Genomic DNA, 25,898 nt, shown 5'->3' with positions numbered 1-25,898 from the left:
TCCAACTGGCGGCACCCTTCCTCTATGGGGTGCCACCCTGACCCTTCCCTGACCGCCCGGCCGGGGTTCCCCTGAATTCCCGCCCGATGGTAGGTCGGGGGCTGCGGCGCATGCTTGGATTAACCCATGCGAGAACCACTCATCCGATCGACCGAGGACCGCATCATCGCGGGCGTGTGCGCGGGCCTGGCCCGGCACCTGAACGTCTCGGTTGGAATCGTCCGGGTGGGCATGGCGGCCCTGGCGCTCGCCGGCGGTGCGGGGGTGCTGCTCTACGTTTGGCTCTGGCTGCTGGTGCCAACCACCGCCGATCAAGCCATGGCCGCCGACCGCGCCTTCAACCCGCGCGATATCGCGGAAAACTTTGCCCGGGGATTCGGCGCACCCGGCGCCGGCCGGAACGGCACCGACCGGGACAGCACCGGCCGGGACGGCAACAAAGCGGGGCCCAACGGCTGGCCGCTCCCGCAACCCGGACCACCCGCGGGGAACGCCGAAGGCGCCGGCGCGCCGCGGCTGCTGCAGCGCGGCGGCAAGGAAATTCTGATCGGCGCAGCCCTTGTACTGGCGGGCGGCGCCGTCGTCGCACAGCTCGCCGGCATCAACCTGCCGTGGGGAACGTGGCTTCCCGTCCTCGCCATTGCGGCCGGGGCGGTGATCGCCTGGATGCAGCTGGACGATTCCCGCCGCAGTGGATTGATGGACCGCGCGGGTGCCACCGGCGCGCAGGGTGCCGTGCGGTTACTGGCCGGACTTGTCCTGGTGGTAGCCGGCATCGTCACCATGGTGTCCGGGTCGATCACCTGGGAGGCCATGTGGCCCACGTTGTTTGCTTCGCTGGCCGTGCTGGCAGGGGTCCTGCTGGTTCTGGCGCCGTGGGTGCTGAAGTACTGGCGCGATCTGGAGACCGAACGTTCCGGCCGCATCCGGGAAACCGAACGGGCCGAAATCGCCGCGCACCTGCATGATTCAGTGCTCCAGACGCTCGCGCTGATCCAGAACCGTGCCGGATCTGAGCAGGACGTCACCCGATTGGCACGCGCACAGGAGCGCGAACTGCGGGAATGGCTGTACCGGGACAAGCGCCAGGAAGAAGGCAAGCTGGTGGACCGGGTGAAGGCAGTGGCCGCGGAAATCGAGGATGCTTACGGGCATCCGGTGGAAGTGGTGGCCGTCGGTGATGCCGAGATGACCGACCGGCATGAGGTCCTCGTGCACGCCACCCGGGAAGCGGTGCAGAATGCGGCCAAACATGCGGGCGGCGGCATCTCTGTCTATGTTGAGTGCACACCGGGACGCAGCGAAGTCTTTGTCCGCGACCGCGGTCCCGGGTTCGAACTGGCGTCCGTGCCCCCGGACCGGATGGGCGTGCGCGAATCGTTGATTGGCCGGATGGAACGCCACGGCGGCCAGGCCCAAATCCGCAACACCGGCAGCGGCACCGAAGTACACCTCAGCTTGGACCATCCTCAGGAAGGAACCGCATCGTGACCGAACCCATCCGCGTGGTCGTTGTGGACGACCACGCCATCTTCCGCTCCGGCCTCAAGGCCGATCTGGACGAGCGGATCGAGGTTGTCGCCGAGGCGGCGACTGTGGAGGAGGCGATTGCGGCCATCCATGAGCAGCGGCCCGCCGTAGTGCTGCTGGACGTGCACTTGCCCGGCGGTCGCGGCGGCGGCGGCGCCGAGGTAGTCGCGGGCTGCGCGGCCCTGCTCGGCGAGACCAAGTTCCTGGCCTTGAGCGTTTCCGATTCAGCCGAAGACGTGGTCACGGTTATCCGGGCCGGCGCCCGTGGTTACGTCACCAAGACCGTCTCCGGGGCGGAGATTTCCGACGCCGTCCAGCGCGTGGCCGGCGGAGACGCTGCCTTCTCGCCGCGACTGGCCGGATTCGTGCTGGACGCCTTCGGCACGGCAGCGGTGGCCAACGTCGACGACGAACTGGACAAGCTCTCCGCCCGCGAGCTGGAAGTCATGCGGCTGATTGCCCGCGGCTACCAGTACAAGGAAGTGGCCAAGGAGCTGTTCATTTCCATCAAGACCGTCGAAACCCACGTCTCGTCCGTGCTCCGCAAGCTCCAGCTCTCCTCCCGGCACGAGCTGACCCGCTGGGCCGTCGACCGCCGGATCTTGTAAGGCTGCTGGGCGGGGCGCTCCTGCCGGGGCGAGCCTCTGCGGGAGCGCGTCTACCGCAGGCCGCGCGTCTGCCGTGCCCTAACGGGGCGAACGACCCGTGGGTCTGCTCCACGCCGGAGCGCTCACGGTGGGGTCCGCGGACCTCGGGCCTGCTAAGCGTGTGCTCCCTCATTGCTGCTCCGCCCTGAGCTCCCAGTCGTCCCATCGGGGCCATGTACGTTATACGCCAGATTGCCCTGGCGGCCAGCACAACGCTGCCGCACTTGCATGGTAAAGCGTCTATGTGATCCGCAGATGCGGAAAGAGCCGGTCTGTTGGGCAAGCAACGTGGCGTATCCCGTACATGTCACAGCGCGCCGTCGTCCCTCTGCACTGAGCCAGCGGATGATCCAGCAGTCGATCCAGTAGTTATCCACACTTTCCGGCGGGTGCCGCCGCAACGACGCGCCGCCTAGCAGGCTAGTGCCATGGATCCGCTGATGGCTCTGCGCGAGCAAGGCGGAATTGCACGTTGGGGCCGGCTGCTGGACGCAGGTGTGTCGGCGCGAAGATTAAAGGAAGCCGTGGACGCGGGGACCGTCCACCGGATCCGTTTTGGTCTTTACGCTGTTCCCGATGTGGTCGCCGAATTCGCACAAGCCAAAGCGATCGGTGCCTCCGTCGGATGTTTCAGCGCTGCGGCGTTTCACGGCTTGTGGGTGCACACGCCTTACCGCGGGCTCCATCTGAGTGCTCCGCGCACCGTTGCCAAGCCGCGGTTCGGCAGAGTGCATCGGACGCGGGAATCACATGGCTCAGTCGTTCCGATGGAACTTTGCCTCCGGCAGGTCCTAAGTTGCCTCCCACAACGAGAAGCGCTTGTCGTCGTGGAGTCTGCCGTGGTCCAAGGAAAGGTAACGGTTGAGGACGTTCGCCGGCTCAGTCGTGGCCGGGGAAGCAAGCGGGCCGACGAGGTTATGGATGCCTTGGACCTGGCATCCATGTCAATTCCGGAAACGCTTGCCCGCCACGTACTGCGTTCGTCTGGCTACAACGTGGTTTGTCAGCGACGGATCGAAGGTGTCGGCAGGATCGATCTGGAAGTTGAGGACCGCTTGCTGCTGGAAATCGACGGCAAGGCCTATCACTCCGACGAGGCGTCATTCATCGAGGACCGACGCCGCTGGAACGAACTGACGTTGCTCGGCCGCGATCTGTTAGTACTACCTGCCAGGGACATCCTCGATGATCCGGAGTCCGTCTTGCGGCCGGTCGGCCGGTACTTCGCCTCCCGTGCTGCGGGAGTTGCACGGGCGGGATAGTGAAGCACCGGACCAAGAGGCTGGGCGGTCGGGGGCTGCCCGGCACGGCTCCCAGCCTCGGGACCGGGAGCCCCTGACCGCCAAAGGACTACTTGGCCGTGGCCAGGAACTCCTGCAGCCGGCCGACACCGGTGGCGAGATCGTCGTCGCCGAGGGCGTAGGACAGACGCACGAAGCCGGAGGGCCCAAACGCCTCGCCGGGAACGACGGCGACCTCGACCTGATCGAGGATCAGGGCGGCCAGCTCGGCGGAGGTCGCCGGACGGATGGTGCCGTCCGCCGTCGAAAATTCCTTGCCCAGCAGCCCGCGGACATCGGCGTAGGCGTAGAACGCGCCCTTCGGCGTCGGGCATTCCACGCCGTCGATGGCGTTCAGGCCGTCGACCATCGCCTTGCGGCGCCGGTCGAAGGCGACCTTCATCTCGTCTACCGCGGTCAGGGGTCCGGAAACGGCGGCCAGCGCGGCCATCTGGGACACATTCGCCACGTTGGAGGTGGCGTGCGACTGCATGTTGGTGGCGGCCTTGACCACGTCGTTCGGGCCGATCATCCAGCCCACGCGCCAGCCGGTCATTGCGTAGGTCTTGGCGACGCCGTTCAGGATGACCACCTTGTCGCCCAGTTCCGGCGCGGCGGTGGCGATGGAGGTGAACGGCATGCCGTCGTAAGTGAGGTGCTCGTAGATCTCGTCGGTGATCACCCACAGGCCCTTGGCGGCAGCCCAGCGGCCGATCTCTGCCACCTGTTCCGGCGCGTAGACGGCGCCGGTCGGGTTCGACGGGGAGACAAACAGCAGCACCTTGGTGTTTTCGGTCAGCGCCGCTTCGAGTTGGTCGATGGTTACCAGGTAGCCCTGCTCCGGTCCGGCGAAAACTTCCACCGGCACGCCGCCGGCCAGCCGGATGGCCTCCGGGTAGGTGGTCCAGAACGGTGTGGGAACCAGGACTTCGTCGCCCGGATCCAGCAAGGTGGCGAACGATTCGTAGACGGCCTGCTTGCCGCCGTTGGTCACCAGCACCTGGGACGGGTCCACCTGGTAGCCGGAGTCGCGCAGCGTCTTCTCTGCAATCGCTTGCTTCAGTTCCGGCAGCCCGCCGGCGGGGGAGTACCGGTGGAAACGCGGCTGCCGGGCGGCTTCGATGGCGGCCTCCACGATGTACTCGGGGGTGGGGAAATCCGGCTCGCCCGCCCCGAAGCCGATCACCGGGCGTCCGGCTGCCTTCAGCGCCTTGGCCTTGGCGTCGACGGCGAGGGTGGCGGATTCGGCGATGGACGCGATGCGCCGGGAGACGCGGGCGTTGGCAGGCATGGGATTCCCGTCTTCAGTAGCGAGTAGGACTGCTCCATAGTCTAGGTGCAGGCCGTCGGCCGTGTCCTGTATGACCAAGCGCCGCGGCCGGGAGGATGCCAGCCTTCGCTGCCCTGGAGCCTCCGTGTGCCCCCGGTAAGCCGCCGCTGCCCGGAGCTTCCGGAAGCCACCAGAAGCCGCGGGGAGCCCCCGGGGGCCTGCGGGTGGTCAAGGGGCAGCCGGAAATGTTGCATAATGGATCAGTCGCCTTTACGGGTGGCGAACGGGGTCCGGTTCGACGTCGGCGCATCGCTGGCGTAAACTAGATCTCCGGTGTTGAAAACGCCATGATGTTCCATGCCCGCCAGGCGGGACCATCAGGCGATATTCGGCTCCATAGGGTAGTGGCGCAATTGGTAGCGCAGCGGTCTCCAAAACCGCAGGTTGCAGGTTCGAGTCCTGTCTGCCCTGCGCAGAACCGTCGCAGATATGACTGCAGCAGTTCAGCATCCCAGCACGAAGCAGTGGTTCAGGCCGGCCGAGGCCGTCCGGGGCCGGACACCGGACAGAATGAGTGAGGCCAGGTTGACCGATACGGCTGCCAATAGTCCTAAGGGACGCCCCACCGGACGAAAGACCGACAAGCGCGGTTTCTTCGCCCGGATCATTTTGTTTGTCCGCCAGACCATCGCAGAACTCAAAAAGGTCGTCACGCCGACCCGCAGGGAACTGGTGAACTACACGCTGGTGGTGATCGCTTTCGTGGCCATCATGATGCTGCTCGTTACGGTGCTGGATCTGGTTTTCGGCCAGGCCGCGTTCTTCGTCTTCGGAGACGGCATACCCGAACAGTAACGCCCGCGTATGCGGCAGCCGTACGGATGGATGACGACGACGGCGGAAAGCCGGCGCGAGCCAAGTGAGCTGAAGAAGAAAGCAGGAAGCCAAGTGTCCGACCAGGAACTCGAAGCCCAGAACTCCGAAGAGAACGTGGAGCTGGAAGCAGACGAGCAGGTTACCGAGACCGACACCGACGAGGTGTCGGCTTCTGGCGTTGAAGACGCAGAAACTGCCGGTACCGATCTGGCCAGCGAGCTTGACCAGGCCGCCGAGGACGCTCCGGTTCTCGACGAGGCAGCCGAAGCCGCTGCCGAGGCAGGCATGACAGAAGCCGCCGCTGCCGAAGAGGCAGCAGAAGAGGTCGAGCAGACCGAAGAGGAAGCGCTGGAAGCGTTCCGCGCCAAGCTGCGCCGCCAGCCCGGTGACTGGTACGTCATCCACTCCTACGCCGGCTACGAAAACCGCGTGAAGGTCAACCTGGAAACGCGTATCCAGACCTTGAACATGGAGGATTTCATCTACGAAATCCAGGTCCCCATGGAAGAGGTCGTGGAAATCAAGAACACCACGCGCAAGCTGGTCAAGCGCGTGCGCATTCCCGGCTACGTGCTGGTCCGGATGGACCTGACCGACGCCTCCTGGGGCGCCGTCCGCCACACGCCGGGCGTGACCGGCTTCGTGGGCAACGCCCACAACCCGGTGCCGCTGAGCCTGAAGGAGGTTGCTTCCATGCTGGAGCACACCATCACGGGCACCAAGGCGGAAGCCGGTGGCAAGGCAGCTGGCAAGGCCGCAGCCTCAAGCACGCCGATCACCGTCAACTTCGAGGTCGGCGAGTCGGTTACCGTCAACGACGGGCCGTTCGAAACCCTGCCGGCAACGATCTCCGAGATCAAGCCGGAATCCCAGCAGCTGGTGGTGCTGGTGACCATCTTCGAGCGCGAAACCCCGGTAACGCTCTCGTTCAGCCAGGTCACCAAGATCCAGTAACCAAAGACTTCGTGCGGATACGGACCCGCTTTGTCCGGACCCGCGCGGGCGGCCGCCACGCCATGGCGGCCAACCACCGCAGGCACGCTCCTGTGCCGCGGTACGTAATGTGAGAGAAGGACCCGATATGGCCCCCAAGAAAAAGGTCACCGGCCTCATCAAGCTGCAGATCCAGGCAGGCGCCGCCAACCCGGCACCGCCAATCGGTCCGGCACTTGGTCAGCACGGTGTCAACATCATGGAATTCTGCAAGGCGTACAACGCTGCCACGGAATCCCAGCGCGGAAACGTGATCCCGGTTGAAATCACGGTCTACGAAGACCGCTCCTTCACCTTCATCACCAAGACCCCGCCGGCCGCCGAGCTGATCAAGAAGGCCGCAGGCGTGCAGAAGGGTTCGGCTACCCCGCACACCAACAAGGTTGCCAAGCTGACCCAGGCGCAGGTCGACGAGATCGCCAGCACCAAGATGGAAGACCTCAACGCCAACGACATCAAGGCTGCTGCCAAGATCATCGCCGGCACCGCCCGCTCCATGGGCATCGAGGTGGAGGGCTAAACACCCTCAACCCGGAGGCCGCCAGGACAAACGTCCAGCAAGGCCTTCACCAAGACAATTCACAAAACGACGGCGACATGGCTCGCCAAAGGTGGGAACACCGCCGTCGTTGTGGCAGGGCCGCGCGCGGTCCGCAGACCACAACTGCACAAGGAGAAAAAGCAGATGGCAAAGCGCAGCAAAGCATATGAGGCAGCTGTAGCCAAGATCGAGGCGGACAAGGTTTACGCCCCGATCGAGGCAATCACCCTGGCCAAGGAGACCAACCCGTCGAAGTTCGACGCGACCGTTGAGGTGGCTTTCCGCCTCAGCGTTGACCCGCGTAAGGCTGACCAGATGGTCCGCGGCACGGTCAACCTGCCGCACGGCACCGGCAAGACCGCCCGCGTGCTGGTCTTCGCCACCGGCGACAAGGCTGAGGCCGCAATCGCCGCCGGCGCCGACTTCGTTGGCTCCGACGACCTGATCGAAAAGATCCAGGGCGGCTGGACCGACTTCGACGCCGCCGTGGCGACGCCGGAACTGATGGGCAAGGTCGGCCGCCTGGGCAAGGTCCTCGGCCCGCGTAACCTGATGCCGAACCCGAAGACCGGCACGGTGACCCCGGATGTGGCCAAGGCTGTCAACGACATCAAGGGCGGCAAGATCGACTTCCGCGTCGACAAGCACGCCAACCTCCACTTCATCATCGGCAAGGTGTCCTTCGACGCCAACAAGCTGGTGGAGAACTACGCCGCCGCTCTGGAAGAGGTGCTGCGCCTGAAGCCGTCCGCTTCCAAGGGCCGCTACATCTCGAAGGCCACCGTCGCCACCACCTTCGGCCCCGGCATCGCCGTGGACCCGAACGTGACCAAAGTGTCTGTGGAGGCCTAGTCAGGACTTTGCCGGCAACGGCGTCAAAACGGCAATGGCCGCAGCATCGAGCTGCGGCCATTGCCGTTTTAAGCCACCGGTGCCGGCTTCGGCAACCGGTGCATCGGAGAGCTTCAGTGCGTCTTGTCGGATTCCGGAACATGTACGACCATGACCGGGCAGTGGGCGTGAGCTACACAGGCCGAGCTGACCGAGCCGATCAGCAAGCCGCCGAAGCGTCCGTGCCCGCGGCGACCGACCACCAGCATCCGGGCACCTTTGCTGGCTTCGATCAGTGCCTGCCGGGCGGAGCCGCGCACCAGGCGTGTTCGGGCGTTATTGTCCGGGCCGAGAGCCTTGTCCACGGATTCCTGCAGAATCTGACCGGCCCGCTCTTTAAACCCATCGATTCCCATCACCGTATAGCCGTCGTACATCTGCGGAAACTCCCAGACGGCGATGGCTTCAAGCTCGACGCCGAGCGGCTCGGCCAGGCGTTGGGCCTCGCGCAGGGCCTCGAGAGAGGCTTCGGAACCGTCGACTCCTACGACGACTGTGCCGGTAGCGCTGTCGCTGGCCATGACTGTCTCCGATCCATGTATCCGCTGTGTTGTTCCGGTGCAGGCTCCCATCCAGCCTCCGGCCGGACCTGTGATGGGACAGCCTACGCCGGACCACCGGACCCTTCCATCCCGTGCCTGTGTGGCCATGATCCGCGTGGTCTCGGTCAGCCGGGCCAGCGGCGTTACCGCCTGCTCTGGTGGAGGCCGGGCGGCATGCCGTAAGTTGATTGGTCAGGCTCAATCACTCGTGCGCCGTCGAGGAGCAGGCATGCCCACCACAACGATCACCATCGCGCCATTGCCGATCCCCGAGTCGCTGGAAGGCTCAGCCGGCGCGGACTTCACCGCGTCCTCGGAGTTGGCCAATCTGGTCAGCGGCCTGACATGGGGGAACAACGACTTCTGGGTCAGCCCGGCGGCCCGGCTGGAGGGTTCCCGGGCTAACGACTACGCGGTCACTCATCTCTGGGCGGCCAGGGACGGTGACCGGCACGTCGGCCGTGCCCTGCTGGAACTGTCGCTGCAGGACAATGAACAGAACGGCTACGTTTTTATGGCCGTGCACCCGCAGTACCGCCGACGGGGGATCGGCCGGCGGCTGCTGGCCGAAGCCGAAGCGCTTGCCGGCAGCCGCGGGCGGACCACCCTGCAGGCCTGGAGCGAACACCCTGCCGGTTTCGCGCTGGAGGGTCCGGGCGTCGTCCAGGCCGAAACGGGCGTCGGCTCACTTCCCGCGGCAGCGCCGGCCGTCCGCTTCGCCAGGGCCAGCGGCTACCGGCTGGAGCAGGTGGAGCGGTGCAGCAGGCTGCCGCTACCCGCCCCATCCGGACGGCTCGCCGACCAGGTGGAGGCGGCCGCGGCCAGCGCCGGCGACGGTTACCGGCTGGTGGAGTGGGCAGACAACTGCCCGCCGGACTACCTGGACTACTATGCAGCCCTCCGCCAGCGGATGAGCACCGACGTTCCGCTCGGCGAGCTCGACTACGAGGAAGAAGCCTGGGACTCGGCCCGGGTGCGACACAACGAAGAGCACCTGAAACGCATGAACGGCCGGAGCCTGGTGGTGGCAGCCCAGCACGTCCCCACCGGTGACCTGGTGGGGCATACCGTCCTTGAGTGGTTTCCGGAGCAACCCGAGGTCGTGTACCAAGAGGACACCTTGGTGCTGCGTGCCCACCGCGGCCACCAGTTGGGCCTGTGGGTCAAGGCCCGGAACCTGCAGCGCATCGCTGAAGCATGGCCGCAAGGCCGTCGGCTCTATACCTGGAACGCGGCGGAGAACAGCCACATGCTGGACATTAACACGGCCCTTGGCTTCGTTCCGGTTGGCTACGAAGCCGCCTGGCAGAAGGAGCTGCACGCAGCCCCGTAGGTCCGGGCCGTCTGTGACATGACAGTGCCCCGTGTGGCGCGACGTAATGCTACCTCTCGGTAACCCCGGGGCGCAGTTACGATGACTGCGCACCGGCATCCGCGCCGGGAGTGACGGGAGCGTGCCCATGGAACACAGGACACTGGTGGATACGGTGGCGGAGAAGCTGCTGGAGGAAATCGTCGCCGGCCGGTTGGCCCCGGGCGACGCCCTGCCGCCCGAAGCCGACATCGCCGCAGAGTCCCAAGTCAGCCGGCTCACCGTTCGGGAAGCCCTCACCATGCTGCGGGCGATCAACGTGATCAGCGTGCAGCGTGGCCGCGGCACCTTTATTACCCCGCCGGACCAGTGGACCTCCGTCGAGGCCATTGTCCGGGCTGCCGCTGCCAGCGCCGGCGATTCCATGGCGTCGCGGCAGTTGCTGGAAGTGCGGCGGCTGGTCGAAGCCGGAGCAGCCGAGCTCGCTGCCGTCCGCCGTACCGACCATGACGTGGAACAGCTGAACCGGGAGCTGGAATCAATGGCCACAGCGGATGCGGCCGGTGACGCGGATGCGTTTGTGGAGGCCGACCGGTTGTTTCACGCGGTGATCCTCAAAGCCTCCGGCAATGTGCTGTTTCCAGCGGTCTTCGTGCCGATGGGCCGCGTGCTGGCCGCCGCGCGGCGGCAGGCATTTGCCGCACCAACTGTCCGCGCCCGCACGCTGGCCATGCACCGCAAGGTGCTGGCCGCCGTCGCAAGCGGAGACCAGCGCGCTGCCCGCCGGGCCATGGAGGACCATGTGGGCCAGGTGCAGGATGATCTCGACGGCGGGGTAGCCGGGCAGGCGGCGTTAGCGGACGAAACGGGGCTGGCCGCGGAAGCGCGGAAGGCCGCCGTCGTCTGATCGGCCGGCTGCGGAGCGTCCAGCAGTGAATGCGGCGGCCAGGCCACGCCGACGCCGTGCCAGGCCGGGCCGCAGCGGGCCAGGCAGCAGTTCATGCTGTGGTCAGGCGGCACCGGCGCCGGGCGCCGATTTGGAGTCCGGCCGCAGCATCCCGTAATCTTGAAGAACCAAAGACCGTCGGTCGTTGAAATCCTCCATGTTTTCAACCGAAAGTCCCGTGCCGGGACGGCCTGCGCAGGTGAACGAAGCATTGCCCCGCCACTGGACTGCCAGTGAGGGAACGAAGCCCCGTGCATCTGCATGGGGCGTTTTTTATGCATGCGACCCGAACCACCGGCACTATTCCCCGGAAGGAGGGTTATGGCAACGCCAACAAAGGTGGCAGCCGTTGAAGAAATCACCACCGATTTCAAGGAATCCAGCGCTGCAGTCCTAACCGAATACCGCGGGCTTACCGTTGCACAGCTCAAGGAGCTGCGTGTTTCTCTGGGCCAGGACACCAAGTTCTCGGTCGTAAAGAACACCCTGACTGGCATTGCAGCCAAGGAAGCCGGCATCGACGCGTTCGAAGGCCAGCTTGCCGGACCTACTGCTATCGCTTTCATCAAGGGTGACGCCGTTGCAGCCGCCAAGTCCCTGACGGATTTCGCAAAGTCCAACCCGCAGCTCATCATCAAGACCGGTATCTTCGAGGGCAAGGCCCTGGACGCTTCCGCTGTTGCTGCGCTGGCCGCTCTCGAGTCCCGCGAGCACCAGCTGGCACGCGTCGCCGGAGTCCTCAAGGCTCCGATGTCCGCGCTGGCCCGCACCATCGATGCGCTGCGCATCAAGCAGGAGGAGAACGGTGGCGCCGCTGCCGAAGCTCCGGCCGAAGCTGCCGAAGCTGAAGCTCCCGCTGCCGAAGCAACCGAGGCCCCGGCCGAGGCTGCTGCCGAAGAGCAGTAAGACTCTTCACCCACCCCACTCTTGGTGCGGACACACCAGCCGCATCACCTATCAGGAAGGACGCCAACCATGGCGAAGCTCACCAACGAAGAGCTCATTGAAGCTTTCAAGGAACTGACCATCATCGAGCTCTCCGAGTTCGTCAAGCTGTTCGAGGAGACCTTCGAGGTCACCGCTGCCGCTGTTGCCGTTGCAGGCCCCGCCGGTGGCGGCGCTGGCGAAGCTGCTGCTGAGGAGCAGACCGAATTCGACGTCGTCCTCGAAGCTGCCGGCGACAAGAAGATCGCAGTGATCAAGGAAGTTCGCGCCCTGACCTCGCTGGGTCTGAAGGAAGCCAAGGACCTGGTTGACAGCGCTCCGAAGGCCGTCCTCGAAGGCGCCACCAAGGAAGCTGCCGACAAGGCCAAGGAAGTTCTCGAGGCTGCCGGCGCTACCGTCACCCTCAAGTAAGCTTCTTCAGCTGCTGCAAAGCCCCGCTGCCCTCACAGGGCGGCGGGGCTTTGTCTTTTCTGAAAGCACGACGACGACGGGTCAGGCCGGGTCGGAGATGTCCGCGACGGTGGCGCCCAGCGCCGAGGTGAGCGCATCGGCGTCGACAAAGGCGGAGTAGCCATGCTCGCCGGCACCCAGCGAAATCCGGCGGCCGCGGATGGACTGGTCGGCGTAAACCGGCCAGGTCGTGCTGCTGCCCAGCGGGGTGATGGTGCCGCGCCGGTAGCCGGTTGCCTCAAAGGCGACGTCGGCGTGCGGCAGCGAGAGCTTGTTGACTCCCAGCAGCGAACGGAGTTTGGGCCAGGAGATCTGTCGGTCCCCGGGGATCAGGGCGAACAGGAATGAGCCGTCCTTGTGTTTGACCACCAGGGTCTTGACGATGTCCGCTTCAACGATGCCCAGCAGCTCGGCTGCCTCGGCCAGGCTGCGGGCGCCGGACCGCTCGGCCACTTCCACCTGCAGCGAGTGCGCTTCGGCGCCGGCCAGGAAACGTTGCAGGCCGGCCGGCAGGGCAGGGACACCGGATTCATTGCTCATGTCCGGTTCAAGTCCAGGCGCCCTGCCGGTATTCCCTGGCTGTCCCGAAAGCGCAGCGCGGGAACCTAGTCGCGGTAGAGCAGCAGCGCTTCGCCCTGGCCGCCGCCGCCGCACAACGAGACCGCAGCCTTTCCGGTTCCGCGCCGGCGCAGCTCAAGCGCGGCCGTCAGCGCGAGCCGGGCACCGGATGCGCCGATCGGATGGCCCAAGGCGATGGCGCCGCCGTGGATATTGCACTTCTCCAGCGGGTAGTTCAGGTCCTGTAGCGACTGCACAGCCACAGCGCCGAAGGCTTCGTTGATTTCGATGAAGTCCAACTCCGCGGTGCTCCAGCCGGCCCGTTCCAGGGCCTGCGAGATAGCGTTGGAGGGCTGGGACTGCAACGAGGTGTCCGGCCCGGCCACCTGCCCGGACCGGCCGACAACGGCCAACCAGTCCAGCCCGTTGTCCTCCGCGAAACCGCGGGTAGCCACCACCACGGCGGCGGCGCCGTCGGAGAGCGGGGACGAATTCCCGGCCGTGATGGTGCCGTCCTTGGCAAACGCGGGGCGCAGCGGGGCCAAGCTCTCCACGGTGGTCTGCGGGCGTACGCCCTCGTCGCGGTCCACCACCAGATCGGCGCCCTTGCGCTGCGGCACCTTGACCACGACGATCTCGTCGTCGAATACGCCGTTTTCCGCGGCGGCCGCGGCCCGCTGGTGGGAAGCAGCGGCCACTTCATCCTGCGATTCGCGGCCAATGCCCAGCTCGCCGTTCCGGCGTTCGGTGGAGGCGCCCATGGACTCGTGGTCGAAGGCGTCGGTGAGGCCGTCGTGGGCCGTGGCATCCAGTGCGGTCATGCTGCCGTAGGTCCAGCCCTGACGGGAGCCCGGGAGCAGGTGCGGGCCGTTGGTCATGGACTCCTGCCCGCCGGCCACCACCACCTGGGCCTCGCCGGAGCGGATCAACCGGGCGGCATCGGTGATGGCAGCCAGCCCGGACAGGCACACCTTATTGATCGTTACGGTGGGCACATTCCAGCCCAAGCCTGCGGCAATGGAGGCCTGACGCGCAGGGTTCTGCCCGGCACCGGCCTGGATGACGTGCCCCATGATGACCGCGTCCACCTGTGCTGCCGCGACGCCGGCCCGCTCCAGTGCGGCAGCGATGGCTTTGCCCCCAAGCTCGACGGCGGTGAAGGATGCCAACTGGCCGTTCAGTCGTCCGTTGGGCGTCCGCGCGCCGGCCAGGATGACGACGTCGTCGCGACTGCTGATGTTCTGGGCCATGGTGTACGTGCCTCTCTCTGCGTCGCCGGCCAGGCCGTGAACGGGCCGGGAAACTGCGACTGGCGGTTGCTGCGCTGGGTATGATCTGCTTCACAGATTACCCGCACCGGGGAACTCGCCTGAAGTGAAGGCCGGAAAATCCCGGCAACCGGGTATATGCTGGTGGCGTTGTCCCGGGGAAGACAACCGCGAAGACGCCTTTCGCCCTGCGTTTGCACTGCCCTTAGCTGTGGTTTGCATCTCGCACCGCGTGGCGCTTTGGCCAAAGCGTGCCGCTCGGATCCCGATGACGGGGGAGTGGATAACTCGTCCTGCCCTGCATGCTGGACAATCCGAGACGCCGTCCCGTACACTTAGTATTTGCGTCTTCCCTCAAAACCTTCGGCCTTCATATAGCGGTGGGCTTCGCCACGCCCTATCTGCATTTAACTGCAGATCCTGCGGTGGGCAAGGATCATATAGCGGATCCAGGTTGTGTCCGGACCTCACCAGGGGTGCCGGCAGTGCGGAAGCGCAGGACAAGCCTGAAGGTCTGTGGAAGGATCCCTCTTGGTCGCCTCGAGCACCTCTAATACCGATACCGCTAACAGCCTGCTGGACGCCTCGTCGAACGACGGAGCAACCCGGCGGCTCTCATTCGCCAAGATTCACGAACCTCTTGACGTTCCCAATCTGCTCGCCCTTCAGACCGACAGCTTCGACTGGCTGGTCGGCAACGAGCGCTGGAAGGCGCGCGTAGCCAAGGCCCAAGAAGAAGGCCGCCAGGGCGTGGCCACCACCTCCGGCCTCTCAGACATCTTCGAAGAAATCTCCCCGATCGAGGACTTCCAGGGCACCATGTCCCTGAGCTTCTCCGAGCCGGAGTTCGCCGATCCGAAGTACACCATGGCCGAGTGCAAGGACCGCGACGCCACTTACTCCGCGCCGCTGTACGTCAAGGCCGAGTTCATGAACAACAACACGGGCGAGATCAAGCAGCAGACCGTGTTCATGGGCGACTTCCCGCTGATGACCGACAAGGGCACCTTCGTCATCAACGGCACCGAGCGCGTCGTCGTCTCCCAGCTGGTCCGCTCGCCGGGCGCCTACTTCGAGAAGACCGCCGACAAGACCAGCGACAAGGACATCTTCACCGCGAAGATCATCCCGTCCCGTGGCGCCTGGTTCGAGCTGGAAATCGACAAGCGCGACCAGGTCGGCGTGCGCCTTGACCGCAAGCGCAAGCAGTCCGTGACCGTGCTGCTGAAGGCGCTGGGCTGGACCGAAGGCCAGATCCTGGAGACCTTCGGCGAGTACGACTCGATCCGCGCCACGCTGGAGAAGGACGCCACCCAGACCCAGGAGGAAGCCCTCCTGGACATCTACCGCAAGCTGCGTCCGGGCGAGCCGCCGACGGTCGAGGCTGCCCAGTCGCTGCTGGACAACCTGTACTTCAACCCGAAGCGCTACGACCTGGCCAAGGTTGGCCGCTACAAGATCAACCGCAAGCTGGGCATCGACAAGCCGCTGACCGATCCGGACGCCTCGGTCCTGAACAATGACGACATCGTCGCCATGATCAAGTTCCTGGTCGCCCTGCACGCCGGCGAAGCCACCATTCCGGGCAAGCGCGACGGCGCCGACGTCGACCTCCGCGTCGAGATCGACGACATCGACCACTTCGGCAACCGCCGCATCCGCGCGGTCGGCGAGCTGATCGAGAACCAGGTCCGCACCGGCCTCTCCCGCATGGAGCGCGTGGTCCGCGAACGCATGACCACCCAGGACGTGGAGGCGATCACCCCGCAGACTCTGATCAACATCCGCCCCGTGGTGGCTGCGATCAAGGAGTTCTTCGGCACGTCGCAGCTGTCCCAGTTCATGGACCAGAACAACCCGCTGGCCGGCCTGACGCACAAGCGCCGCCTGTCCGCACTGGGCCCGGGCGGCCTGTCCCGCGACCGCGCCGGCATGGAAGTCCGTGACGTGCACCCCTCGCACTACGGCCGCATGTGCCCGATCGAGACTCCAGAAGGCCCGAACATCGGCCTGATCGGCTCGCTGGCCTCCTACGGCCGCATCAACGCCTTCGGTTTCATCGAGACTCCGTACCGCAAGGTTGTCAACGGACAGGTCACCGACCAGGTGGACTACCTGACCGCCGACGACGAGATCGAGTGCGTGATTGCCCAGGCAAACGCTCCGCTCACCGAGGACCTTCACTTCGAAGAAGACCTGGTCCTCAGCCGTGAGCGCGGCGGCGGCGGCGAGCCGGTACTCGTGCCGGCCGACGAAGTCGACTACATGGACGTTTCCCCGCGCCAGATGGTGTCCGTGGCAACCGCACTGATTCCGTTCCTGGAGCATGACGACGCCAACCGTGCACTGATGGGCGCCAACATGCAGCGCCAGGCTGTGCCGCTGCTGCGTTCGGAAGCCCCGCTGGTGGGCACCGGCATGGAGCGCTACGCGGCCGTTGACGCCGGGGACTCCGTGGTTGCTGCCAAGCCCGGCGTGGTCACCGAGGTTTCCGCCGACCTGGTCACGGCGCTGAACGACGACGGCACCGAGACCCGGTACCCGATCATGAAGTTCGCCCGCTCCAACCAGGGCAACGCCTACAACCAGCGCGTCCTCGTCTCCGAGGGCCAGCGGCTGGAAGCCGGCAGCATCATTGCCGACGGCCCGTCCACCGATCAGGGTGAACTGGCGCTGGGCAAGAACCTGCTGGTGGCGTTCATGTCCTGGGAAGGCCACAACTACGAGGATGCGATCATCCTCTCCCAGCGTGTGGTCTCCGACGACGTGCTGACCTCCATCCACATCGAGGAGCATGAGGTTGATGCCCGCGACACCAAGCTCGGTGCCGAGGAAATCACCCGCGACATCCCGAACGTGTCCGAGGAAGTGCTCTCCCAGCTGGACGAGCGCGGCATCATCCACATCGGTGCCGAGGTGGACGCCGGCGACATCCTGGTGGGTCGCGTGACCCCGAAGGGCGAGACCGAGCTGACTCCGGAAGAGCGCCTGCTGCGCGCGATCTTCGGTGAGAAGTCGCGCGAAGTGCGCGACACCTCGCTGAAGGTTCCGCACGGCGAGTCCGGCACCGTGATCGGCGTGCGCATCTTCGATCGCGACAACGACGACGAGCTGCCCCCGGGCGTCAACCAGCTGGTGCGCGTGTACGTGGCGCAGAAGCGCAAGATCACCGACGGCGATAAGCTCGCCGGCCGTCACGGCAACAAGGGCGTCATCTCCAAGATCCTGCCGATCGAGGACATGCCGTTCCTGGAAGACGGCACGCCGGTTGACGTTGTGCTGAACCCGCTGGGTGTTCCCGGCCGTATGAACGTCGGCCAGGTGCTGGAAATCCACCTCGGCTGGGCTGCCAAGCAGGGCTGGAACATCGAAGGCAATCCGGACTGGGCCAAGAACCTGCCGAACCTGCCGCGCCAGACCGGACCCACCACGGTGGCCACCCCGGTGTTCGACGGCGCCAGCGAGTTCGAAATCACCGGGCTGCTGGATTCGACGACTCCGACCCGCGACGGCGACCGCCTGATCGGTTCGTCCGGCAAGGCGCGTCTGTTCGACGGCCGCTCCGGCCAGCCGTTCCCGGATCCGGTGTCCGTGGGCTACATGTACATCCTGAAGCTGCACCACCTGGTGGACGACAAGATCCACGCGCGCTCCACCGGCCCGTACTCGATGATCACCCAGCAGCCGCTGGGCGGTAAGGCGCAGTTCGGCGGCCAGCGCTTCGGCGAAATGGAAGTGTGGGCCCTGGAGGCCTACGGCGCCGCGTACACCCTGCAGGAACTGCTCACCATCAAGTCCGACGACATCCACGGCCGCGTCAAGGTCTACGAGGCGATCGTCAAGGGCGAGAACATCCCGGAGCCGGGCGTTCCCGAATCCTTCAAGGTGCTGATCAAGGAAATGCAGTCGCTCTGCCTGAACGTGGAGGTTCTCTCCACCGACGGCACCGCGATCGAAATGCGTGACTCGGATGAAGAAGTCTTCCGGGCCGCGGAAGAGCTGGGCATCGACCTGTCGCGGGCCGAGCCGAGTTCCGTCGAAGAGGTCTAGCCGGGCCGGCCGGCCGGCGGAAGGTGCCCCGCGCCCTTCGGCCGGCCAGCCGCCCATCCCCTCTTTCCGTAACCCGACAGACTTTCAGATTTAGAGAACAAGAGAGAACAGGGACCATATGTCCAGCGAATCCTCCTTCGGCCTCATGCGCATCGGCCTTGCCACCGCGGACGACATCCGCGACTGGAGCTACGGCGAGGTCAAGAAGCCGGAAACTATCAACTACCGCACCCTGAAGCCCGAGAAGGACGGACTCTTCTGCGAGAAGATCTTCGGCCCGTCCCGCGACTGGGAATGCTACTGCGGCAAGTACAAGCGCGTGCGCTTCAAGGGCATCATCTGTGAGCGCTGTGGCGTCGAGGTCACCCGGGCCAAGGTCCGCCGTGAGCGGATGGGCCACATTGAGCTGGCCGCCCCGGTCACGCACATCTGGTACTTCAAGGGTGTCCCGTCCCGCCTGGGCTACCTGCTCGACCTGGCGCCGAAGGACCTGGAGAAGGTCATCTACTTCGCCGCCTACATGATCACCAGCGTGGACGACCAGCGCCGCCACGAGGAACTGCCGAACCTGCAGGCCGAGCACGACCTGGAGAAGAAGCAACTGGCCGATACCCGCGATTCCGACATCGCGGCCATCGCCAAGGACCTCGAGGACGAACTGGCCCGCCTGGAAGGCGAAGGCGCCAAGGCCGCCGAGAAGAAGAAGGCCCGCGACTCCGCCGACCGCCAAATGGCCAACGTGCGCAAGCGTGCCGACGCCGAGATCGAGCGCCTCGACATGGTCTGGGACCGCTTCAAGAACCTCAAGGTCGCCGACCTTGAAGGCGACGAAGGCCTGTACCGCGAGCTGCGCGACCGCTACGGCCTGTACTTCGAAGGCGCCATGGGTGCCGAGGCGATCAAGAACCGTCTTGAGAACTTCGACATGGCCGCCGAGGCCGAGTCCCTGCGCGACATCATCAAGAACGGCAAGGGCCAGCGCAAGACCCGCGCCCTGAAGCGGCTCAAGGTGGTCAACGCTTTCCTGACCACCACCAACTCGCCGCTGGGCATGGTGCTGGACGCCGTTCCGGTGATCCCGCCGGAGCTTCGCCCGATGGTGCAGCTGGACGGTGGCCGCTTTGCGACCTCCGACCTGAACGACCTGTACCGCCGCGTGATCAACCGCAACAACCGCCTGAAGCGGCTGCTGGATCTGGGTGCGCCGGAGATCATCGTCAACAACGAAAAGCGCATGCTGCAGGAAGCTGTGGACTCGCTGTTCGACAACGGCCGCCGCGGCCGTCCGGTCACCGGGCCGGGCAACCGTCCGCTGAAGTCGCTCTCCGACATGCTCAAGGGCAAGCAGGGCCGCTTCCGCCAGAACCTGCTGGGCAAGCGCGTCGACTACTCCGGCCGTTCCGTGATTGTGGTCGGTCCGCAGCTGAAGCTGCACCAGTGTGGCCTGCCCAAGCAGATGGCGCTGGAGCTCTTCAAGCCGTTCGTGATGAAGCGCCTGGTTGACCTCAACCACGCGCAGAACATCAAGAGCGCCAAGCGTATGGTCGAGCGTTTCCGCCCGCAGGTCTGGGACGTGCTGGAAGAGATCATCACCGAACACCCGGTGCTGCTCAACCGTGCACCAACCCTGCACCGCTTGGGCATCCAGGCGTTCGAGCCGCAGCTGGTGGAAGGCAAGGCACTGCAGCTGCACCCGCTGGTTTGTGCAGCCTTCAACGCCGACTTCGACGGCGACCAGATGGCTGTGCACCTGCCGCTGAGCCCCGAGGCGCAGGCCGAGGCGCGCATCCTGATGCTCTCCTCGAACAACATCCTCAAGCCGTCGGACGGCCGTCCGGTGACCCTGCCCTCGCAGGACATGATCATCGGTCTGCACCACCTGACCACCAAGCGCGAAGGCGCAGAAGGCGAAGGCCGTGTCTTCTCCAGCCCGGCCGAGGCCATCATGGCCCACGATGCCGGCGAGCTGCACCTGAACGCCGTCGTCAAGATCCGCGTGCCCGGCTTCGTGCCGAGCGTGGACCAGCCGGCACCGGAAGGTTGGGAAGAGGGACAGGAAGCGCTGATCGAAACCTCGCTCGGCCAGGTCGTCTTCAACAACACCCTGCCCGAGGATTACCCCTGGGTTGAGCGTGTGGCGGACAAGGGCCAGCTCTCGGCGATCGTGAACGATCTGGCCGAGCGCTACCCGAAGGTCATCACCGCGGCAACGCTGGACAACCTCAAGGATGCCGGTTTCTACTGGGCAACCCGCTCCGGTGTCACCGTGGCAATTTCCGACATCGCCGCTCCGGCCGAGAAGGCCGCCATCATGGAGGGTTACGAAGCCCAGGCGGCACGCGTCGAGTCCCAGTACAGCAAGGGCCTGATTGCCGACGACGAACGGCGCCAGGAACTGATCGACATCTGGAACAAGGCGACCAACGAGGTTGCCGACGCGATGCGGAAGAACCTGACCAAGGAGAACACCATCAACCGCATGGTGTCCTCCGGTGCCCGTGGTAACTGGCTGCAGGTTCGCCAGATCGCCGGTATCCGTGGTCTGGTGGCCAACCCGAAGGGCGAAATTATCCCTCGCCCGATCAAGTCCTCCTACCGGGAGGGCCTGTCGGTGCTGGAGTACTTCATCGCTACGCACGGTGCCCGTAAGGGTCTGGCCGATACCGCGCTGCGTACCGCCAACTCGGGTTACCTGACCCGTCGTCTGGTGGACGTGTCGCAGGACGTGATCGTCCGCGAACTGGATTGTGGCACCGAGCGCGGTCTGACCACGGTCATTGCCGAGCCCGACCACAACGGTGAACTGCGCCGGCACGAAGAGGTGGAAAACTCCGCCTACGCCCGTACGCTGGCCACCGATGTGGTGAACTCCGAGGGCACCGTGGTGGCCGCGGCAGGCTCCGACGTCGGCGATGTGCTGATCCAGGAACTGATCGACGCCGGCATCACCGAGATCAAGGTGCGCTCCGTGCTCACCTGTGAGTCCGCCGTCGGCACCTGTGCGTTCTGCTACGGCCGTTCGCTGGCCACCGGCAAGACCGTGGACATCGGCGAGGCTGTCGGCATCATCGCCGCACAGTCCATCGGTGAGCCCGGCACGCAGCTGACCATGCGTACCTTCCACACCGGTGGTGTAGCCTCCGCGGAAGATATCACCCAGGGTCTGCCCCGTATCCAGGAGCTCTTCGAGGCCCGTACGCCGAAGGGCGTCGCGCCGATGGCCGAAGTGGCCGGACGTGTGTCCATCGAGGACGGCGAGCGCCAGATGCGCGTCATCGTCACCCCCGATGACGGTTCGGAAGAGATCGCCTACCCGGTGCTGCGCCGTGCTCGTCTGCTGGTCGAAGACGGCCAGCACGTGGAGGTCGGCCAGCAACTGGTCACCGGTGCCAAGGACCCCAAGCAGGTGCTGCGTATCCTCGGCCCGCGCCAGGCCCAGAAGTTCCTGGTGGACGAGGTCCAGAGCGTGTACCGCAGCCAGGGCGTTGGCATCCACGACAAGCACGTGGAAGTCATCGTGCGGCAGATGCTGCGCCGCATCACCGTCATCGAGTCGGGCGAAACCGACTTGCTGCCGGGCGAACTGGCCGAACGCAGCCGCTTCCAGGCGGAAAACCGCAAGGCGGTTTCCGAGGGCAAGCAGCCTGCCAACGGCCGTGACGAGATGATGGGCATCACCAAGGCGTCGCTCGCCACCGAGTCGTGGCTGTCGGCCGCGTCCTTCCAGGAGACCACCCGCGTCCTGACGCAGGCGGCCATGGAAGGCAAGTCCGACCCGCTGCTCGGCCTGAAGGAGAACGTCATCATCGGTAAACTGATCCCGGCCGGCACCGGCCTGGACCGGTACACCCAGGTGACGGTGGAGCCGACGGAGGAAGCCAAGGCCAACCTCTTCACCGGCCCCAGCGCCTTCGGCGACTTCGACTACGCCGGCGGCGACGGTTCGATGACGCCCGAGTTCCACGCCATCCCGCTGGATGACTACGATCTGGGCAACGACTACCGCTAGCGAGAAGGGCGCTCCCGCGCCCTGGCGTGAAGCACTGAACCGCCTCCTGCTCCCCGATACCGGGGCAGCGGGAGGCGGTTGCGTTTAAGCAGCGGGTGAGACAACCAGCCGGCGTGGATGTCCCACCCGCCCGCGTACCCTCGCGTCCGGCGTGAGAACCTAGGAGCATGGCCAATTCCCCGTCCGGAGACTCGATGCTGGACCGGCTGGTGCGCATCCTGTCGGCGTTTGAGCCGGACAAGCCGGCAATGAACGTCGCCACCTTGTCCCGCCGCGCGGATGTGCCGCTGGCAACGACCTACCGGCTGGTGGACGAGCTCTCGAGGCACGGGCTGCTGACCAAGGAAGGCACCGGCGAGATCCGGTTGGGCCTCCGGCTGTGGGAACTAGCCAACCGGAGTTCGCCGGCCGTGGACCTGCGGCAGGCTGCGATGCCGTTCATGGAGGACATTCAGTCGGTGGTGCGCCAGCACACCCAGCTGGCGGTGCTGCGCGATGACGAAGTCCTGGTGATCGAGCGGCTCTCCAGCCGTGGCTCGGTGGTCAACCAGGCGCAGATCGCCGGCCGCATGCCGGTCCACCGCACCTCGATGGGCATGGTGCTGCTGGCCAATTCGCCGAACCACGTCCAGGAGGCCTATCTCTCCCGCCACCCGGAAGCCGTCACCTCCGGGGACTCGGTCTCCTTCGACCTGCGCCGGCACCTGGCTGACATCCGCAAGCGTGGCTATGCCACGTTCGACGGGCGCATAGATGTGGACACCACCGGCGTGGCCGTCCCGGTGGCGGGGCCCGCCGGCTGGCCGGTGGCAGCCCTCGGCGTTGTGGTGCCACTGGGCTTCGAGAACTTCAACGCCGTGGTCCCGGCGCTGATGACCGCGGCGCGCGGCATCTCCCGCGCGATGGGAGTGGCGCTGCCCTGATAAGACCGGGGAGCGCCGGATGGTACCGAGGGGGCCCCGCACTGGGGGACGCACCACTTGGCGGACCGCAGCACCGACGTCGTAATTCTCATTCAATGAGAACGCGGGCGCATTAGGCTTGTCGGCCGGGTCACACTGGATCAAGACGTGACCACTACGGCTTCAGGAGACTTACTTATGGCGCAGGCGCACATCATCAAGACCAAGGTCGGCATCGTCGGCGGCGGACCGGCCGGCCTGATGCTCAGCCACCTGCTGGCCAAGCAGGGCATTGACAACATTGTGGTGGAATCGCGCGATCACGAGACCATCCGCAACACGCACCGTGCCGGCATCCTGGAGGCGGGCTCGGTCAAGATGCTCACCGACACCGGCGTTGACGGCCGGGTGCTCACCGAGGGCGACGAGCATGAGGGCATCGACCTGCGCTTCAACGGCGAATCGCACCCGCTGGACTTCAAGGACCTGGTGGACGCCACGGTGACGCTGTACGCGCAGAACGAGGTCTTCGTCGACCTGGCCGCGGCCCGCAAGCGCGACGGCGGCGACGTGCGTTACGAGGCCGAGGTCACCGAGGTGCTTGACCTGGAGACCACGACGCCCAAGTTCCGCTTCACCGACAAGGACGGCACCGCTTTCGAGGTGCACTGCGACATCCTGGTCGGTGCCGACGGCTCCCGCAGTTTCTGCCGCCGCGCGGTGAAGGGGGAGCAGGACTACAAGATCGAGTACCCGTTCGCGTGGTTCGGCATCCTGACCGAGGCCCCGAAGAGCGCGCCCGAACTCATCTACGCCAACTCCCCGCACGGCTTCGCGCTGATCTCCCAGCGCAGCGAGACCGTCCAGCGGATGTACTTCCAGTGCGACCCGACCGAGAACGTGGACGACTGGAGCGAGGACCGGATCTGGGCCGAACTGCAGAAGCGGGTGGACGGACCCGACGGCTTCGAGCTGAAGCAGGGCCCGATTTTCGACAAGACCGTGCTGGCTTTCCGGTCCTTCGTCCGCGAACCGCTGTCGCATGGACGCATGTTCCTGGCCGGCGACGCCGGACACACCGTGCCGCCGACCGGCGCCAAGGGACTGAACCTGGCCTTCGCCGACGTCAAGGTGCTGTTCGAAGCCATCGATTCGTTCTACACCACCGGCAGCGACGCGCTGCTGGAGGGCTACTCGGACCTGGCACTGCAGCGGGTCTGGAAGGCGCAGAACTTCTCCTACTGGATGACCAGCATGCTGCACACCCGCAAGGACGCCTCGCCGTTCGAAGCCAAGCGTGCCCTGGGCGAACTGGCCACCGTGACCGGATCCCGCTTCGGCCAGCAGTACCTGGCCGAGTCCTACACCGGCTGGCCGCACAAGTAACCCACCGCCTGCCGCGTGAACCCAAGGCAGGCCCGTAAACCCCGAACTGCTAGACCCGTAAAACAGAAAGGAGTTCTCGATGAGCGACGCTACTGCTCAGGACGAGGCTTTCGACGCCGAGACGTTTGACGACAGCCACCTGCTGGATCCTGCCGCCACCGCGGATTCGCAGGACCAGATCAGCCAGGAAATCACCGACATCCACGAGGCCTACCGCAAGGGCGTGGAAGCCGGCGAAGCGCAGGAAACGCAGCCGCGCATCGACTTTGCGCCCTACCGTTCCTCGCTGCTGCGCCACCCCACCAAGGACCTGCACCACGCGGATCCGGAGACCATCGAGCTGTGGAGCCCGGCCTTCGGCGAGCGGGACGTGCACATCCTGGAGTCGGACCTGACCATCCAGCACAACGGCGAACCGCTCGGCGAGCGGATTGTTGTGCAGGGCCGCGTGCTCGACGGCGACGGCCGCCCGGTGCGCAACCAGCTGGTGGAAATCTGGCAGGCCAACGCGGCCGGCCGCTACGTGCACAAGCGCGACCAGCACCCGGCGCCGATCGACCCGAACTTCACCGGCGTGGGCCGCTGCATCACCGGCCCTAACGGCGAATACAAGTTCACCACCATCAAGCCGGCCCCGTACCCGTGGAAGAACCACCACAACGCCTGGCGTCCGGCGCATATCCACTTCTCGCTGTTCGGCACCGACTTCACCCAGCGGATGATCACCCAGATGTACTTCCCGGGCGATCCGCTGTTCCCGCTGGATCCGATCTACCAGGCGATCACCGACCAGGATGCGCGCGACCGCCTGGTCGCCACGTACGACCATTCGGTGACCAGCCATGAATGGAACACCGGCTACCGCTGGGACATCGTCCTCTCCGGCAGCAACCGCACCTGGATGGAAGAAGGCGAGGAGCACTGATGAACGAATCCACCACCAAACTGGTAGCCACCCCGGGCCAGACCATCGGTCCGTTCTACGGCTTCGCGCTGCCTTACGAGAAGGACAGCCAGCTGGTCCACCGCGCGCACCCCGGATCCATCCGGCTGCACGGCGTGGTGACGGACGGCAACGGCAGCCCGATCCCGGACTCCATGCTGGAGATCTGGCAGGCCGACGAACACGGACAGATCTCCCGGGAAACCGGCTCGCTGGTCCGCGACGACCACACCTTCACCGGCTTCGGCCGGGTGGCCGTGGACAACGTTGGCCACTACACCTTCACCACGGTCAACCCGGGCGCCACCGAGCAGGGCAAGGCACCGTTCATCTCCCTGGTGGTCTTTGCCCGCGGCCTGCTGAACCGGCTGTTTACCCGGATCTACCTGCCGGAGGACACCGAGGCGCTGGCAAATGACCCGCTGCTGTCCTCGCTGCCGGAAGAGCGGCGGAAGACCCTGATCGCCGAACGCGAGCCGAACGGCGACCTGCGCTTCGACATCCGGCTGCAGGGTGAAGACGAAACCGTCTTCCTGAGCTACCCGGGGATCTAGGGATC

At 65.7% G+C, this 25,898-nt stretch carries 21 protein-coding genes and 1 tRNA gene; 18 read left to right on the top strand and 4 right to left on the bottom strand.

Translation table 11 applies throughout. The features are described from left to right. Positions 1 to 126 precede the first annotated feature (126 nt). The 3 genes from AC5RWX_RS05330 (at position 127) to AC5RWX_RS05320 (ending at position 3,439) form a co-directional block, all read left to right on the top strand. On the top strand, positions 127 to 1,491 hold the full coding sequence (locus AC5RWX_RS05330; protein WP_493940570.1) for an ATP-binding protein: 1,365 nt from the start codon (positions 127 to 129) through the stop codon (positions 1,489 to 1,491). Then, positions 1,488 to 2,138, top strand: a complete 651-nt coding sequence (locus tag AC5RWX_RS05325) for a LuxR C-terminal-related transcriptional regulator (RefSeq protein WP_493940569.1) — start codon at positions 1,488 to 1,490, stop codon at positions 2,136 to 2,138. Before AC5RWX_RS05330 ends, AC5RWX_RS05325 begins: the two co-directional genes overlap by 4 nt. A gap of 878 nt (positions 2,139 to 3,016) precedes the next feature. After that, positions 3,017 to 3,439, top strand: a complete 423-nt coding sequence (locus AC5RWX_RS05320) for a putative endonuclease domain-containing protein (RefSeq protein WP_493940568.1) — start codon at positions 3,017 to 3,019, stop codon at positions 3,437 to 3,439. An 88-nt stretch (positions 3,440 to 3,527) separates the two neighbouring features. Here AC5RWX_RS05320 and AC5RWX_RS05315 read toward each other — a convergent pair whose 3' ends face one another. Further along, positions 3,528 to 4,748, bottom strand: coding sequence for a pyridoxal phosphate-dependent aminotransferase (locus tag AC5RWX_RS05315; protein ID WP_493940567.1), 1,221 nt, complete (start codon positions 4,746 to 4,748; stop codon positions 3,528 to 3,530). 377 nt (positions 4,749 to 5,125) lie between these two features. On the opposite strand from AC5RWX_RS05315, the gene AC5RWX_RS05310 reads away from it, so the two are divergent. The 5 genes from AC5RWX_RS05310 (at position 5,126) to rplA (ending at position 7,989) form a co-directional block, all read left to right on the top strand. Then, positions 5,126 to 5,198 (top strand) — tRNA-Trp (locus tag AC5RWX_RS05310). Between the two features lie 99 nt (positions 5,199 to 5,297). Further along, complete coding sequence (gene secE, locus AC5RWX_RS05305) at positions 5,298 to 5,582, top strand: preprotein translocase subunit SecE (protein WP_493940585.1); 285 nt, start codon at positions 5,298 to 5,300, stop codon at positions 5,580 to 5,582. Between the two features lie 93 nt (positions 5,583 to 5,675). Further along, the gene (gene nusG / locus AC5RWX_RS05300; RefSeq protein WP_493940566.1) at positions 5,676 to 6,557 is read left to right on the top strand and encodes a transcription termination/antitermination protein NusG; all 882 of its coding nucleotides are present in this window, start codon (positions 5,676 to 5,678) and stop codon (positions 6,555 to 6,557) included. Between the two features lie 127 nt (positions 6,558 to 6,684). Continuing rightward, the gene (gene rplK, locus AC5RWX_RS05295) at positions 6,685 to 7,116 is read left to right on the top strand and encodes a 50S ribosomal protein L11 (protein ID WP_493940565.1); all 432 of its coding nucleotides are present in this window, start codon (positions 6,685 to 6,687) and stop codon (positions 7,114 to 7,116) included. 165 nt (positions 7,117 to 7,281) lie between these two features. Further along, positions 7,282 to 7,989, top strand: a complete 708-nt coding sequence (rplA, locus tag AC5RWX_RS05290) for a 50S ribosomal protein L1 (protein ID WP_493940564.1) — start codon at positions 7,282 to 7,284, stop codon at positions 7,987 to 7,989. A gap of 113 nt (positions 7,990 to 8,102) precedes the next feature. On the opposite strand, the gene AC5RWX_RS05285 is transcribed toward rplA, so the two are convergent. Next, a complete protein-coding gene (locus AC5RWX_RS05285) occupies positions 8,103 to 8,549 on the bottom strand; it encodes a universal stress protein (RefSeq protein WP_493940563.1) in 447 nt (148 codons plus the stop codon). Positions 8,550 to 8,799: 250 nt separating this feature from the next. Between AC5RWX_RS05285 and AC5RWX_RS05280 the strand changes: the two genes are divergently transcribed. The 4 genes from AC5RWX_RS05280 to rplL all read left to right on the top strand — a co-directional run bounded on the left by AC5RWX_RS05280 (position 8,800) and on the right by rplL (position 12,184). Further along, entirely contained in the window at positions 8,800 to 9,903 is a 1,104-nt protein-coding gene (locus AC5RWX_RS05280; protein ID WP_493940562.1) for a GNAT family N-acetyltransferase, read from the top strand. Between the two features lie 127 nt (positions 9,904 to 10,030). Continuing rightward, complete coding sequence (locus AC5RWX_RS05275) at positions 10,031 to 10,789, top strand: FadR/GntR family transcriptional regulator (protein WP_493940561.1); 759 nt, start codon at positions 10,031 to 10,033, stop codon at positions 10,787 to 10,789. A 360-nt stretch (positions 10,790 to 11,149) separates the two neighbouring features. After that, positions 11,150 to 11,734: a 50S ribosomal protein L10 gene (gene rplJ / locus AC5RWX_RS05270; protein ID WP_493940560.1), complete on the top strand. Its 585-nt coding sequence runs from the start codon at positions 11,150 to 11,152 to the stop codon at positions 11,732 to 11,734. Positions 11,735 to 11,803: 69 nt separating this feature from the next. Further along, positions 11,804 to 12,184: a 50S ribosomal protein L7/L12 gene (rplL, locus tag AC5RWX_RS05265; RefSeq protein WP_493940559.1), complete on the top strand. Its 381-nt coding sequence runs from the start codon at positions 11,804 to 11,806 to the stop codon at positions 12,182 to 12,184. 81 nt (positions 12,185 to 12,265) lie between these two features. On the opposite strand, the gene AC5RWX_RS05260 is transcribed toward rplL, so the two are convergent. Continuing rightward, positions 12,266 to 12,763, bottom strand: coding sequence for an aminoacyl-tRNA deacylase (locus AC5RWX_RS05260; protein WP_493940558.1), 498 nt, complete (start codon positions 12,761 to 12,763; stop codon positions 12,266 to 12,268). A gap of 65 nt (positions 12,764 to 12,828) precedes the next feature. Then, on the bottom strand, positions 12,829 to 14,031 hold the full coding sequence (locus AC5RWX_RS05255) for an acetyl-CoA C-acetyltransferase (protein ID WP_493940557.1): 1,203 nt from the start codon (positions 14,029 to 14,031) through the stop codon (positions 12,829 to 12,831). 549 nt (positions 14,032 to 14,580) lie between these two features. On the opposite strand from AC5RWX_RS05255, the gene rpoB reads away from it, so the two are divergent. From rpoB to pcaG, 6 genes are all read left to right on the top strand, one after another. After that, the gene (gene rpoB, locus AC5RWX_RS05250) at positions 14,581 to 18,099 is read left to right on the top strand and encodes a DNA-directed RNA polymerase subunit beta (protein ID WP_493940556.1); all 3,519 of its coding nucleotides are present in this window, start codon (positions 14,581 to 14,583) and stop codon (positions 18,097 to 18,099) included. A gap of 118 nt (positions 18,100 to 18,217) precedes the next feature. After that, a complete protein-coding gene (locus AC5RWX_RS05245) occupies positions 18,218 to 22,108 on the top strand; it encodes a DNA-directed RNA polymerase subunit beta' (RefSeq protein ID WP_493940555.1) in 3,891 nt (1,296 codons plus the stop codon). A gap of 167 nt (positions 22,109 to 22,275) precedes the next feature. Beyond that, the gene (locus tag AC5RWX_RS05240; RefSeq protein WP_493940554.1) at positions 22,276 to 23,031 is read left to right on the top strand and encodes an IclR family transcriptional regulator; all 756 of its coding nucleotides are present in this window, start codon (positions 22,276 to 22,278) and stop codon (positions 23,029 to 23,031) included. Between the two features lie 177 nt (positions 23,032 to 23,208). Further along, the gene (locus AC5RWX_RS05235) at positions 23,209 to 24,396 is read left to right on the top strand and encodes a 4-hydroxybenzoate 3-monooxygenase (RefSeq protein WP_493940553.1); all 1,188 of its coding nucleotides are present in this window, start codon (positions 23,209 to 23,211) and stop codon (positions 24,394 to 24,396) included. 79 nt (positions 24,397 to 24,475) lie between these two features. Further along, entirely contained in the window at positions 24,476 to 25,321 is an 846-nt protein-coding gene (gene pcaH, locus AC5RWX_RS05230; RefSeq protein ID WP_493940552.1) for a protocatechuate 3,4-dioxygenase subunit beta, read from the top strand. After that, the gene (gene pcaG, locus AC5RWX_RS05225; protein WP_493940551.1) at positions 25,321 to 25,893 is read left to right on the top strand and encodes a protocatechuate 3,4-dioxygenase subunit alpha; all 573 of its coding nucleotides are present in this window, start codon (positions 25,321 to 25,323) and stop codon (positions 25,891 to 25,893) included. The genes pcaH and pcaG overlap by 1 nt, the downstream gene beginning before the upstream one ends. Positions 25,894 to 25,898: the final 5 nt, after the last annotated feature.

It is taken from the genome of Arthrobacter sp. SPT-J7, assembly GCF_059089965.1.
This window is presented reverse-complemented; position numbering and strand designations above follow the sequence as displayed.